The following is a 13,751-nucleotide window of genomic DNA, read 5'->3' on the forward strand; positions in this document are numbered from 1 at the left end:
GCGGTGTCTCAGTGGGGGCAGGCCCTCGGCGCCCTCGGTGCGCTGCTCATGGGGGTGTTCGGCGGTGCCAACTGGCGCTTCCCCTTTCTGGAGCGCTACCGCATCCTCGGGCTCGGCTGCGGCTTGCTGACCTGGGTGGCCGCCGAGTTCGGCGTGCCGGAGGGCGACCTGCCGCCCTGGTACGAGCCGCTGGGGGCCGCGGCGATGCTCCTGGCCGGCGCGGCGGGCCTGTACCGGGGCCACCAGTGGAGCCGCCGCGGCCGGGAGGGCGGTGACGATGGACCGCAGCACGCCGCCGAAGGCGCCGCGAACCTGCGCCTGTACTTCAAACGGGACAGCACCGCAACCCTGGACGCCGCCGTCGATGCCTTTCGCCTGGCCGTCCGCGACACCGTGGGCAGCGGGCCCCACCTGCGCCACCACGCCGACCTGGTGAAGGCACTGCGTATCCGCTACGAACGTCTCCGCAACCGCACCGACCTCGACGACGCCGTCCGGGTGGCCCGCGGCGGGCGCTCGCTGCGCGGCCCGAAGGCGCACCGCGCGCTGCTGCTGACCGAGCTCAGCACGGCACTGCGCCTGCGCCACGAGCACACCGGCGCCTCCACGGACCTCGTACAGGCCCGTGCCTGCGGAAGGTCCGCGCTGGCCCTCCTCCACGACCGGCACCTGTACTTTCCGCTGTGCAGTTCCCGCCTCAGCGTGGTCCTGCTCAGCTCGTACGAACACAGCGGCGACGCACGCGACCTCGACGCCGCCCTGGCCCGGATGCGGCGCGGTATCGGCTCGGCGGCCGAGCGCGGCTACACCCGTACGGCCGACGAGATCCGCCTCTGCTACCTGCTCACCGTGCGCGGCCGCACCGCCGGAAACGCGTACGACCTCGCCGAGGCCGTGGCCCAGGGGCGCCGCACCCTGGAGCACCTGGCCCCGGCCGACCCCCTGTACCCCTCGTGCCTCCACCACTTGTCCGTCGCGCTCCGCGCCACCCACGACCTGCCCACGGCCGGTACGGACGAGCCCGGCGCCCGGCCGGAAGGCGCGCACCGCACGTACCGCATCAGGAGGGCCGACCCGCCCTTGGAGGAGGCGGAGACCTTCGCACGGCAGGCCCTGCTGCGGGTCGCCGACGACGCGCCCGAGGGCGCCCGCTACCACCTCAACCACGCCCTCGTCCTCCACGGCCTGCACCGCGCCGAGCCCTCCGCCGACCGGCTGGAGCGGGCGCTGCGGGCCGCGCGTGCGGCGGCCCGGCACCCCACGGCCGAGGTGCCGACGCGGGTACGGGCCGGGCTCGTGCTCAGCGACATCGCCGCCGGGCAGGGGCTGCACGCCGAAGCGGTCGAGGCGTTCGAGGACGTGATCGGACTGCTGCCGCGCCTGGCCTCGCACGAGCTGGAGCGCGCCGACCAGGAACAGCAGATCGTGCGGTGGCCGGGCATCGCACGGGCGGCCGCCACCAGCGCCCTGGCGGCCGGCGAGCCCGACCGCGCCGCCGTCCTGCTCGAACACGGCCGCGGCGTGCTCCTCGCCCGGACTCTCGCGCAGCGCACCGACCTCGGCGCGCTGCGCGCCGTGCACCCCCGGCTCGCCGACGAACTGGAGGACGTACGCAGGCAGCTCACGGCGCCGCCCCCGGCCCCGGGCACGGACGGCGACCATCCCACGAGCTGCGTCCAGGAAAGCACCGTCCGCGCCCCTGAACTGCTCCGGCAGGCCCGCCGCGAACAGGAGGAGCGCTGGGAGCAGTTGCTGGAGCGCATCCACGAGCAGCCCGGTTTCGAGGACTTCGCGCGCCCGCCCACCGCCGCCCGGCTGCGCGCCCAGAGCGCGCGGGGCCCGCTGATCTACCTCAACGTCACCGACCGGCGCTCCGACGCGATCGCCGTCACCTCCGACGGCATCCGCTCGGTGCCGCTCCACACCACCCCCGAGGAGGTCGAGGAACAGGCCCGGGTGCTGCACGGCTGCTTCGCCCCCGGGGTCGTCGCCGATGTCGGGGCGCAGGACCCGGCCTACCGCGTACTGGGCTGGATGTGGGACACACTGGTCGGCCCCGCGCTCGACGCGGCCCTGCCGCGACAGGCGGCGGAGGGACCGCTCCCGCATGTGTGGTGGGTGCCGACCGGGCCGCTGGCCGCGCTCCCGCTGCACGCCGCCGGGCACCACCGCGAGGGCGGTCCCGCCCTGGTCGACCGGGCCGTCTCGTCGTACACACCCACGGCACACGCCCTGATGGCCGCCCGTGCCCGCCCCGGCCCCCGTACCGACCAGGACAGTCGGCTCGTGGTCGCCGTGCCCGCACCGCCGGGCGCGCGCCCCCTGTCCAGCGCCGCGCGCGAGGCGGAGTTCGTCCGCGCCCGCGCGCCCGGCGCCACCACCCTGCTGGCGGATAAGGCAGCGGTCCGGGAACGCGTGCTGGAAGAACTGCCGCGGCACGCCTGGGCGCATTTCGCCTGCCACGCCGTCCCCGACCCGAAAACGCCCTCACGCAGCCGGCTGCTGCTGCACGACCACGCCAGTACACCGCTGACCGTGGCCGACATCTCCGCCCTCGACCTGCGCGGCTCCCGGCTGGCGTACCTGTCGGCCTGCGAGACCGCGGTGGCCGGGCCCCGCTACCGGGACGAGGCGATCCACCTGGCCTCCGCCTTCCAGCTCGCCGGATTCCCGCACGTGATCTCCACGCTGTGGCAGCTGCCCGACCGCGCGGCGTACGTACTCGCCCAGGAGATGTACCAGGCCCTCGAAGAGCACCTGACGGCGGGCGAGGGCGTGGCCGCCGCCGTCCACGCGGTCACCCGCCGGGCCCGCCACGAGATGTTCCCGAGCCTGCCCGGCGTGTGGGCGGCGCTGGTGCACGTCGGCCCCTGACCGCCTGCCCCCGCGTCACTCCTCGTCCGGCGTCTCCTGGGCTTCCGCCGATACGGGCAGCGGCTCGCGCGCGGGGCGGGACGAGGCGCTCGCGGGGTCGGCGGGTGCGACGGAGGGCTCCGCCACCCCGTCGTCCGGCGTGTGCCCGCGCCCCTGGGAGGCGTCCTCCTGCTGCAACTCCCGCTCCCACGGGGTCAGTTCCCTGTCATCGGTCTCCATCGGCGCTCCTTCCGGTCCGGGACTCATGGCGGTCGTCATGGTGCGGTCGCCTCACCCCTGTGGCTCCTGCCGGGGCGGCAGCAGGATCTCCAGTACGTCGGTGTCCTCGGCCCGTACGAACAGGCCGCCGCTGTTCTCGACCCGGCGGTGGAAGCTGCCGTCCGGGCGCATCAGCCAGGCCGACTCCAGGTACAGCTCCGGCGGGTGCGGATAGGAGGTGGCGTACGAGCGGGTGCCGTACCAGCCGCCGATCCACACCCCGTCGCGCAGCCGGAGCCGGACGAAGCACGAGCCGCGCTGCCGGAACATCTGGTCCCACGCCGTGGGCGTGCCCCGATAGCGCACGGTGCTCAACCGCCGCCGCTGCCAGTAGGTCACGGCCGCGGCGGCCGCCGCCGGAATCACCACGAACAGCGCCAGCCCGGCCAGCCCGGCGGCCCTGGGCCCGGCGGCCAGACGGGACCAGCCGTCCTGCCCGACGCCCCGCGCCAGGGCGACCAGGTGGGGGCCGAGGACGATCAGGTACAGGGCGTCGAGTACCACGGAGGCGGCGACCGCCCGCAGGACGCGCTCGCCGAGCTTCCGCTCGCCCGGGACCGGGCCGCGCCAGTACTCGCGCAGGAACTGGTAGGTGACCCCGGGCAGCACGAAGAGCACCAGCAGCGCCACCTGGAGCACCGTCGAGGGCGCGGTGGACATCACACACCCCCGGGCCCGACATCGGGGTCCCGTGCCAGCCGGGCGGTGGCGACCGCCGCGGCGGCGAGCCCTCCCAGGACCGCGAGCGCGGAGACCGTCACCCATGGCTTGCGCTCCGCCACCCACGAACCGCTCTGCTCCTGCCCGAGGTTCAGGGCCGTCAGCGCCCCGGCGGCGACGGACCAGGCGACGGCCAGGACCGATCGGCGCACCGTCGTCATGTCCGCGAGCAGCACGGCCGCCGCGCCCAGCGCCGACACCGCGCACACCATCACGGCCGGGTCCCGCCCCGCGCCCAGCAGCACGCCGCCGAAGGCGACCAGAGCGGCAGTCCGCACGCCGCGACGGCGCCCCGCGAGCGGCCGGCCGCGCCGCGCCGTACCGAACAGGGCGGCGCCCATCAGCAGATCCCCCGTCACGAGATACCCGTTCACGCTGCCCCGTCCCTTCCACGGCAAGCGGCCCCGCCGGTGCTCAGGTTAGGTCAACCGGCCCTTGGCGAGCCGCTGTTCGGGCCGGTGTGCCGGTGGTGGTCCCGGCCCGGTGACCGGCCGCCGGGCCGCTGCTAGCCTCACAGCAGCGGCTCGCGGGGGACGGGGGTCCGACATGAGGTCCGCAGCAGCGAAAGCCGGTCGTTTCACCGCGGCGATGGCCCTGGCGGTGCTCGCCGGTGTCACGGCGTGCGGGCAGCCCGGTGGTGGTATTACGGGGCCCGGTGGCGCGCCGACCGGCACGGCGTCGCCCGCCGGGTCACAAGGGGGCGGGGCTCCCGCGTCGGACGGGTCGGGCGGCGGCGATCACGGCGACGGGAACGGCGGTGGAGGTAGCGGCAACCCGGCCTCGTACAGCCAGGGTGGAGATCCGGTGAAGCCGGTGTCGCAGCCTCCTTCGGATACCGGGGAACCTGAGAAGACTGGCCCCGGGATCACACCAACCGCGCCAGGGAATACGCCCTCGTCCTACTGTACGTGGCCTTCAGGCGAGGCGGCCGAGTGCCCGACGCGGACTTCGCCGTCGCCCGACAACTCACCCAGCCCGTCGTCCGACGAGCGTGACAGTTCCCGGGACTCCGGGCGGCCCGAGCGCACTCAGCAGCAGCCCGGGCAGCACGAACGGTCCCCGCAGCCGGACACCACCCGTCCCGGCCCCACCCCAGCCGCCTCCGGCACCCCCTGACCGGCGATGGGCGCCCCGCCGGCCGTACCGGGCGATCCGGCCGTCGCCCGCGCCCGGCGCCGTCGGCGGATGCGCCGGGCCGCCCCGCCGCCGGGCGCCTCCGGCCCCGGCCCCGGTTCCGGCACGCCACCGCAGCCCGACCAGCGGTTCGAGTTCGTCAACACCGTCCTCGGCGCCGGGTCGCTGGTCGGGGGCCTGATGTTCTACGCGGGCGTCATGCACAGCAGCGCCTACTTCGGGTACTTCCACGTCCGTGCGTCCGTCCTCGGCTTCGGCTTCCCGCAGATGATCATCTGGAGTCTGCGGCTGGTGACCCTGCCCGTCCTCGTCTGCCTGGCCCTCCTGGCCCTGGGACCGCGCCTGCCGGAACTCCTCGTGGCGCTTCGCATCCCCAGCCGTGTCACGCTCCGGGTACGCCGCGCCGGGCGGGCCGTCGCCCGGCAGTACGCGCTGTTCGTGGTGGCCGGCGTCGGCCTCATGCTGCTGTGGCAGCACATTCAGCCGTACGGCTGGGCAGCGCCCCTGCTCGTGGCCGCCGGCCTCGTCCTGAGCCAGAGCGGCGCGGCGAACCCGGCCCGCCCCGCACGCGGGCTGTGGCGCAGGGGCCTCCCGGCCGCCGCGGCCGGGCTGTTCCTGGTGTGGGCCATCGCCCTCGTCGCGGGCCAGCTCGGCAGGCAGGACGCCCGCGCGGCCGCCGCCCACCTGGTGCGCCGCCCCGCCGTCGTGGTCCTGAGCACCGAACGCCTCAGCCTCACCGGTCCCGGGCTGACGGCCGAGACGCTGCCGGGCATGCACTACCGGTACCGCTACACCGGACTGCGCCTGATCCTGGAGCGCGACCGCCGCTATTACGTCCTGCCCGTCGGCTGGCGGCACCGTACCGACCCCACCTTCGTCATCGAGGACGACGACTCGATCCTGATCCAGATCATGCCGGGCACCCAGCCCCGGGAGGGGGACGACGAGCCCTGAGGCTGAGGGGGCGGCACGCTCCCGGCGCACCGGCCCGGCCGCGCCGAATATTCGTTTTGCGTGCAACCATCGGGTGCCTGTACTGGTCTGGCCTCGTATGAACGGATCGACAACGGGGACACGGTCGCAGCGCGTGGTGGGCGCCACGGCGGCCGTGGTGCTGGTGACGCTGGCCGTGGCGGTGACGGTCGCCGGCAAGGCGCCGGTGGTCGCCGTCGCCGGCGGAGCACCCGCCACGGGGCCGGCGCTGACGCTCAGCGGCATGCGGAACACGTACTACATCCCCCGGGCCGACTCACCGGTCCGGGACGACACGCCGGGGAAGTACGAGATCACCTTGAAGGCCCGGGAGCCGCACCCGGTCGTCAAGAACGTCAAGGTCCGAATCGACCTGTCCGTCCTCCAGGGCAAGGCGCGCCCCATCTGGGTGGACAAGGGCAACAAGTGCGGCATGACGGGCCAGGTCATGACCTGCACGGTGGACGTCGAACCGGGCGCGGTCTTCACCCCGTTCACCCTGGTGCCGCAGCCGGGGGCCGCCCCGGGGCCGGCCGGAGCCGTCACGGTGACCGTGACCAGCCCCACCACGCCCACCGTCCGGCACGCCACCCAGGTCGTCATCGGCGCGCCCGTCATCACGGCCCGTCAGGTCCCCAAGAGGACCGGCGTCCGGCCGGGCTCCGGGATGGAGCTGACACCCGCCTTCGGGAACAGGGGGGACACCGGCATCGACGACGGGGTGACCGTGCTCGTCGAGGCTTCCGAGGCGACGCTGCGGCGCGTCCACAGCAACTGCCGGTACGACAAGGCCGTGGCGCCCACCAGGGCGCAGTGCGACTTCCCCGGACCGCTTCCGCCCGGTGCGGCGTACGAGACGGACGCCCCGTTCACGGCACTGGCCGACGCGACGGCGATGCACGGCCGTGTCTCCTACACCGTGCTCCGCGCCCACGAGACGTCCGGCGGGCACCGGCTGCTGCCCGCCTCGGCCCCGCGCGGCACCGGAGCGCCGATCGGCCTGCGCCCCGTCGACGGCGGCGGCAGCGACTTCGCCCCGTCGATGTACTCGCACGCCGACGCGGCCACGAGTGTCCTGGACTTCGACACGACGGGAATCAACGACCTCCAGGCGGTCGGCTTCACCATCAAGGGCAAGGTGGGCGAAACCGTCGACGCCCAGGTGCCGTATCCGAGGAACTTCGCCGATCCCGAGATGACGGTGACCCTGCCCGAAGGCGTCAGCCTCGTCACCGTGCCGCGCGGCGAGCACACGAGCGACATGGTCTACTGCGAGCCGGGCGCGTCCGGGAGCGGCCCGGCCGAGTGCCACGGGTACGAGGTCGGCGGCACCTGGGTGCGCGTCCGCATCGACAGGCGGGTCGAGGGTGCCAGGGGATCGGTGCACGCCCTCTCCGGGCCGAAGACCGACCCGAACCAGGACAACAACACGGCACCGGTCACGCTCGAATACACCGGCTGAGCCGGGAGGGGCCGGCGGCTCGCCGGGCAAGGGCGTTTCCCCCCGGGGCCGTTGGCCGTACCGTTCGGTGCGGGACGCACAGTGCCCGCACCGTCCGGTGCACCCGCGAGCGACCGCAGGAGGACATGTGACCAGCGAAGTCGAGCACAGCTCCGTCGAGGTGAACGGCGTCCGGCTGCACATCGCCGAACAGGGGGAAGGGCCCCTGGTGGTACTGCTGCACGGTTTCCCGGAGTGCTGGTACTCCTGGCGGCACCAGTTCGCGCCGCTGGCCGCGGCCGGCTACCGCGTGGTGGCCCCCGACCAGCGCGGCTACGCGCGCAGCGAGCAACCGGCCGACATCGCCGCGTACACGATGCTGCACCTGACCGGCGATGTGATCGGCCTGATCCACGCGCTGGGGGAGGAGCGGGCGGTCGTCGTCGGCCACGACTGGGGAGCGCCGGTGGCCTGGACGACGGCCCAGCTGCGCCCGGACGTCGTACGCGGCGTCGTCGGGCTGAGCGTGCCACCGGCCCCGCGCTCGCCCGCGGCGCCGCTGCCCCGCCTGCGCGAGGCGCTGGGGGACGGCTTCTACCAGATCTACTTCCAGGAACCGGGCGTCGCCGACGCCGAGCTGGCCCAGGACCTGCCCGCCACCTTCCGCGCCATGCTGGTCAACGGCTCCGGCGACAGCCCGTTCACCGACCCGCCCCAGCCGTGGGTGATCCCGGAGGGCGGCAAGCTGCTGGACACCATGCCGCAGCCGGAGGAGCTGCCCGCCTGGCTGACCCAGGAGGACATCGACACCTTCGTGGGCGAGTACGCCCGGCACGGCGACCGCGCCTTCACCGGCGGCCTGAACTGGTACCGCAACCTCGACCGCAACTGGGAGCTGACGGCGCCGTTCCAGGGCCGCGGCATCGAGGTACCCGGGCTGTACCTGACGGGCGACCGCGACCTGGTCCGGGCCTTCCCCGCCATGACCGAGCTGCTGTCCGCCCTGGAGCGGATGATGCCGAACGTGCGCCAGGCCCCGGCCCTGCCCGGCTGCGGCCACTGGACGCAGCAGGAGCGGCCGGACGAGGTCAACGCCGCGCTGCTGGAGTTCCTGGCGGAGCTGCCCGCGGCCAAGTGAGGACGCGGAAGGGCCCGCCACGGGCCGGTGCGGAACCGGCCCGTGGCGGGCCCTCGGCGTCGATGACGAGCGGCTACGAGACCGTGGCGTCGGCCTGCTCGGCCACTTCCGGCGCCCCTTCGGCGAGCCTGCTGTGGCGTCGCCCGTACCCGAAGTACAGCGCGAGACCCACCGCGAGCCAGACCAGGAAGCCGACCCAGGTGATCAGCTGGAGGTTGAGCATCAGGTAGAGGCAGCACAGCAGCGAGACCAGCGGGATGAACGGCACCCACGGCGTGCGGAAGGCGCGGGGCAGGTCGGGGGCGGTGCGCCGGAGGATCAGCACGCTGGCCGAGACGGCGGCGAAGGCGAACAGGGTGCCGATGTTGACCATCTCGGCGAGCACGTCGAACTTCATGAACGCCGCCAGCGCCGCCATGATCACCGAGAGCACCACCAGGTTGATCTTCGGGGTGCCGTGCTTCGGATCGACCTTGTACAGCGCCTTCGGCAGCAGCCCGTCCCGGGCCATCGCGAAGATCACCCGGCTCTGCGAACGGAAGCAGATCAGGCTCACCGCGGCCAGGCCGACCACCGCGCCCAGACTGATGACCGTGGCGAAGAACGGATGGCCCTTCGCCGTGAAGGCATCGGCCAGCGGCGCCTTCACCGACAGCTGCGAATAGTGCTGCATTCCGGTGACCACCAGGCACACCGCGACATAGAGCACGGTGACGACGACCAGCGAGGCGATGATGCCGATGGGCAGATCGCGCTGCGGGCGGCGGGTCTCCTCCGCCGAGGTCGCCACCATGTCGAAACCGATGTAGGCGAAGAACACCATCGCGGCGGCGCTGAGAATTCCCGCGACACCGAATGCCGTCGGCGTGATACCGGTCAGCAGCTGCAATACCGGGGCCTGCAACCCGGAGACCTTCGCGGTGTGCTGCGCCTCCGGCACGAACGGGTGGTAATTGTCGGTGTCGATGAAGAACAGCCCGGCGACGATGACCAGCAGCACAATCGCGAACTTGATGCCGACCAGCACATTGGTGACGCCCTTCGACAGCTTTCCGCCGACGACGAGCACCGCGCCCAGGACGAGCACGAGAAGCGCCGCGGGCAGATTCAGCACGGCGTCGTCGCCGCCGCTCAGCGCGGCGGGCAGGTGCAGTCCGACGCTGTTGAGCATCGACTGCAGATAGCCGGACCAGCCGACCGCCACCACCGCCGTCGCCAGGGTCAGTTCCAGGCTCAGCGCCCAGCCGATGATCCAGGCGGGCAGTTCGCCGAGCGCCGTGTACGAGTAGGAGTACGCGGAGCCCGCGACCGGTACCGAGGAGGCGAATTCCGCGTAGCACAGCGCCGCGCAGGCACAGACCGCGGCGGCGACGACGAAGGAGAGCGCCACGGCGGGCCCGGCCATGTTCCGGGCCACCGTACCGGTGAGCACGAAGATTCCGGTGCCGAGAATGACACCGACCCCGAGGACGGTCAGATCCAGAGCGGAAAGGTCCCGGCGAAGGCGTTGTTCGCCTTCTCCGCGAGCCTCCTTGACGGCTCGCTCCAAAGGCTTTTTGCGCAGCAGACTCACGGTGGGTATTCCGAACTCTCTCAAGGGGTACGGGAACGGTCGTACGCGTTCCCGGTCGGAGTGTCCGTCAGGCGTCCGCGTCCTCGCAACGTAACGCTCCGGCGTCTCAAATGCTGGGACCGCCGCCCGGAATCCCGGGACACCGCGGGATCGGCGGACAACACCCGGTGACCGCTCCACGGCGCGGTAATTCCCGTGAGCCCGCCGCACCCGTCGGCTACAGTGGGCACATGGCTTCCTGGTACTACTTCCTCTGAGACCGGGCGTGACCGCGGACGGCCGGCCCCGGCCGTCCCACCGTACGAACGGCGCCTGCCCGCGCGACGACCTCCGCGCCGCCGCGCCGATTCCGCGGTCACTTTCTCCCCGCAGCCGTGCCTTCCGCCGTGCTGCGTTCCCGGCCTCTTATCGGAATCCGGCCCCCGTGCCCGACAGCGCACGGCGCGGCCAAAGATGCACCCAGGGATTTCCCGTGCGCCATCGCGCCCAATTGACCATGAAGGACGTTTTCCTCGCCTACGGCGACCGCACCGTGCTGGAGCAGGTGTCGCTGACCGTGCGCCCCGGCGGCAAGGCCGGTGTCATCGGAGACAACGGCTCCGGCAAGTCCACCCTGCTCCGGCTGCTGGCCGGGGATGTGGAGCCCGACGCGGGCGAGATCACCGTGTCCTTTCCCGACGGCGTCGGCCACCTCGGCCAGACCGCGGACCTCGACCCGCGCGGCACCGTCCAGGACGCCGTCGACACCGCCCTCGCCGAACTGCGCGACATCGAAGCCCGCATACGGACGGCCGAAGCCGCCCTGGCCACCGCCACACCGGGCGAACTCGACGCGTACGGCGAGCTGTTGACCACGTACGAGGAGCGCGGCGGCTACCAGGCGGACGCCCGCGTGGACGCCGCGCTGCACGGCCTCGGCCTGGCGCACCTCACCCGCGACCGGGTGCTCGGCTCGCTCTCCGGCGGCGAGCGGTCGCGGCTGTCGCTGGCCTGCGTCCTGGCCGCGGCCCCCGAACTGCTCCTGCTGGACGAGCCGGCCAACCACCTCGACCAGCAGGCCACCGCCTGGCTGGAGGCCCACCTGAAGGCCCACCGCGGCACGGTGGTCCTCGTCACCCACGACCGGGAACTGCTCGAAGCGGTCACCTCCGACATCCTCGAAGTCGACGGCGACCTGCGCACCGTCACGCGGTACGGAGACGGCTGGCAGGGCTACCGCATGGCGAAGGCCGCGGCCCGCCGCCGCTGGGCGCAGGACCACGAGGAGTGGCGCGCGGAGGTCGCCGGGACCGCCGAGCTGGCGGAATCGGCCGGCCGGCGCCTGGCAGGCACCGGCAAGGACCCTCACGAAGGCTTCGGCAAGCACCGCCGCTCCCATGAGACGAAGCTGTCCGGCCAGGTCAGGGCGGCCAGGCAGCGGCTGGCCCGGCTCCGGCGTCATCCGGTACCGCCGCCTCCCGTACCGCTCCGGTTCAGCGCGGAGCTGGCCACGTATACGGACGGAGTCGGGCGCGTGGAGGGGCGCGAGTCCCCGGACGGGCCCGCGCACACGGAAGGACCCCTCGCCGAACTGGCCAACATCACCGTCGGCGACCGCCTGCGCCTCGACGGGCTGACCGTCGCGCCGGGCGAGCGCCTGCTCGTGACCGGCCCGAACGGCGCGGGCAAGACGACGCTGCTGCGCGTGCTGGCCGGGGACCTGCGCCCCGACACGGGCACCGTGCGCCGCCCGGCCCGTACGGGCTACCTGGCGCAGGAGCTGTCCGCCGCGCCTCCCCGGCGGTCCCTGCTGGCCGCCTTCGCCGCCGGGCTGCCCGGCCCGCCCGACGAGCACGCGCCCGCGCTGCTGGCGCTCGGCCTGTTCCGGGAGGACGACCTGGCGGTGCCGGTGACGGCCCTGTCCGTGGGCCAGCGGCGCAGGCTGGAGCTGGCGCGCCTGGTCACCCGCCCCGCCGACCTGCTCATCCTGGACGAGCCGACCAACCACCTCTCCCTCGGCCTCGTCGAGGAGCTGGAAGAGGCACTTTCGGCCTATCGCGGCGCGGTGGTCGTGGTCTCCCATGACCGTCGCTTCCGTCGCGGGTTCCGCGGGCGCACGCTGGAGCTGGACGGCGGCCGGGCGGTACGGGAGGGCGCCGCCGACGGCCGATGAGGGCCGCGCCCGGGTTCGTGACGGGGAAGGGCGCGCTCCAGGGTGCGCCCTTCGGCCCGAGGGCCGACAGTGGAGGGAAAGCCGTCCGGAACCCGCGAAGAAAGGGTGAAGGGGCGACCGGTCCCGTGGCGGCGTGGCATGACGGCGCGGTGAACGGGCACGCGTGCGGACGGGCCGGGCGGTGGCCCCGGGACCACACGGACCACACGAAAACCGTCCGTACACGTTGAAACCGCTGAGAAGCGGGCACCCGGCACACCGTCAGGACATCACCGGCAAGGCTGTCACGACCGTCAGTCGGCGACCCGCGAATTCCGAGGAGGAAGCGCCATGCACCTCTCGCTCCTTCAACCGATCATCGACCGGCCGGGCCCCTGGGCTTCCGTGTACGCCGAAATCCCGCACAGCACCGAGGACGCGGCCAAGCAGCGGGAACTCTCGGCGGACGCGGCGGCCAGGCAGCTCGCGGAGCAGGGCGCCGACCGGGCCACGTGCGACGCGGTGCGCGCGACCCTGGCGAACGCGCGGGCCGACGGCGAACCGGCCGACCTGCCCGGACGGGCGGTCTTCGCCACCGGCGGCGAGGTCGTCCTCGACGCGCCGCTCTCCGGCCGGCCCGCCCGGTCGTTCGCGAGCTGGTCGCCACTGCCCCGGATCACCCCGTGGGCCGAGGCCGCGGCGGACGACGTACGGTGCCTGGTCGTGTACGTGGACCGGGAGGGAGCCGACTTCGCGCTGCACAGCGACCAGGGCGCCCTGGACGCCGGTACGGTCGAGGGCCTGGACTGGCCGATCCACCGCACCGCGACGGCCGACTGGTCCGAACGGCACTTCCAGACCGCGGTCGAGAACACCTGGGAGCAGAACGCCGGCGAGATCGCCGAGGCCGCCCAGCGGGTCTTCGAGAGCTGCGGCGCCCAGGTCATGCTCCTGGCCGGCGACCCGCGCGAACGCCGCTCGGTGCACGACAAGCTTCCGGAGCAGCTGCGTACGGTGGCCTTCGAGAGCGACCACGGCGGCCGGGCGGCCGGCGCCGACAGCACCAGGCTCGACCGCGACATCGCCCACGTCCGCGCGGGCTTCGAACACGACCACGTCACGGATGTGCTGAACCGGTTCCGGGCGGGCGCCGACGTCGGCGGCACCGACCCCGCGTACGCCGCGTCCGGCGTACCGGCCCTCATCGAGGCGGCGCGCGAACACCGCATCGACACCCTGATCCTCACCCCGGGCAGCGCCGACGCCGGCCGTGAGGTGTGGGTGGGACCCGGCCCCGACCAGCTCGCGGTCCGGGGCACCGAACTCCAGTACCTGGGTGAGACGAACCCGTCCGCGGCGCGCGCGGACGACGCGCTGCTGCGTTCGGCGGCCGCCACCGGAGCCGAGGCCGTCGTCGTACGCGATCCCGCCGAAGCCCCCGCGGGCGGCCTCGGCGCCATCCTCCGCTGGAGCGCGCCCACCCAGCACGAGTAGGCGGGTCCTCAGGCCG

10 protein-coding genes are annotated in these 13,751 nt (G+C 73.6%); 6 read left to right on the forward strand and 4 right to left on the reverse strand.

Annotated elements, in window-relative coordinates; all coding sequences use genetic code 11:
• Window positions 1-3 precede the first annotated feature (3 nt).
• A complete protein-coding gene (locus ADK86_RS21335) occupies window positions 4-2,874 on the forward strand; it encodes a CHAT domain-containing protein (protein ID WP_159393906.1) in 2,871 nt (956 codons plus the stop codon).
• Between the two features lie 15 nt (window positions 2,875-2,889).
• On the opposite strand, the gene ADK86_RS21340 is transcribed toward ADK86_RS21335, so the two are convergent.
• Genes ADK86_RS21340 through ADK86_RS21350 form a run of 3 tightly spaced genes read right to left on the reverse strand, consistent with a single transcriptional unit; the run spans window position 2,890 to window position 4,226 of the window.
• Window positions 2,890-3,093, reverse strand: coding sequence for a hypothetical protein (locus tag ADK86_RS21340; RefSeq protein WP_053698014.1), 204 nt, complete (start codon window positions 3,091-3,093; stop codon window positions 2,890-2,892).
• Between the two features lie 51 nt (window positions 3,094-3,144).
• The gene (locus ADK86_RS21345; RefSeq protein WP_053698015.1) at window positions 3,145-3,792 is read right to left on the reverse strand and encodes a DUF6338 family protein; all 648 of its coding nucleotides are present in this window, start codon (window positions 3,790-3,792) and stop codon (window positions 3,145-3,147) included.
• A complete protein-coding gene (locus tag ADK86_RS21350) occupies window positions 3,792-4,226 on the reverse strand; it encodes a hypothetical protein (RefSeq protein ID WP_053698016.1) in 435 nt (144 codons plus the stop codon). The genes ADK86_RS21345 and ADK86_RS21350 overlap by 1 nt, the downstream gene beginning before the upstream one ends.
• Before the next feature lie 748 nt (window positions 4,227-4,974).
• Between ADK86_RS21350 and ADK86_RS21355 the strand changes: the two genes are divergently transcribed.
• The 3 genes from ADK86_RS21355 to ADK86_RS21365 all read left to right on the forward strand — a co-directional run bounded on the left by ADK86_RS21355 (window position 4,975) and on the right by ADK86_RS21365 (window position 8,537).
• Window positions 4,975-5,940 carry a hypothetical protein gene (locus ADK86_RS21355; RefSeq protein WP_053698017.1) on the forward strand — a complete coding sequence of 322 codons (966 nt, stop codon included), beginning with the start codon at window positions 4,975-4,977 and terminating at the stop codon, window positions 5,938-5,940.
• 133 nt (window positions 5,941-6,073) lie between these two features.
• On the forward strand, window positions 6,074-7,420 hold the full coding sequence (locus tag ADK86_RS21360; RefSeq protein WP_053698018.1) for a hypothetical protein: 1,347 nt from the start codon (window positions 6,074-6,076) through the stop codon (window positions 7,418-7,420).
• Window positions 7,421-7,547: 127 nt separating this feature from the next.
• On the forward strand, window positions 7,548-8,537 hold the full coding sequence (locus ADK86_RS21365) for an alpha/beta fold hydrolase (RefSeq protein ID WP_053698019.1): 990 nt from the start codon (window positions 7,548-7,550) through the stop codon (window positions 8,535-8,537).
• Window positions 8,538-8,610: 73 nt separating this feature from the next.
• Here ADK86_RS21365 and ADK86_RS21370 read toward each other — a convergent pair whose 3' ends face one another.
• Window positions 8,611-10,110 (reverse strand): amino acid permease, encoded by a 1,500-nt coding sequence (locus ADK86_RS21370; RefSeq protein WP_199834446.1) that lies wholly within the window; start codon window positions 10,108-10,110, stop codon window positions 8,611-8,613.
• 496 nt (window positions 10,111-10,606) lie between these two features.
• Here ADK86_RS21370 and abc-f point away from each other — a divergent pair, with 496 nt between their 5' ends.
• Both abc-f and ADK86_RS21380 read left to right on the forward strand, forming a co-directional pair.
• Window positions 10,607-12,262 (forward strand): ribosomal protection-like ABC-F family protein, encoded by a 1,656-nt coding sequence (gene abc-f, locus ADK86_RS21375; protein WP_053698020.1) that lies wholly within the window; start codon window positions 10,607-10,609, stop codon window positions 12,260-12,262.
• Between the two features lie 330 nt (window positions 12,263-12,592).
• On the forward strand, window positions 12,593-13,735 hold the full coding sequence (locus ADK86_RS21380) for a Vms1/Ankzf1 family peptidyl-tRNA hydrolase (RefSeq protein WP_053698021.1): 1,143 nt from the start codon (window positions 12,593-12,595) through the stop codon (window positions 13,733-13,735).
• Window positions 13,736-13,751: the final 16 nt, after the last annotated feature.

Origin of the sequence: Streptomyces sp. NRRL F-5755, assembly GCF_001279365.1 — a bacterium.
Classification (GTDB): Bacteria; Actinomycetota; Actinomycetes; order Streptomycetales; family Streptomycetaceae; genus Streptomyces; species Streptomyces rimosus.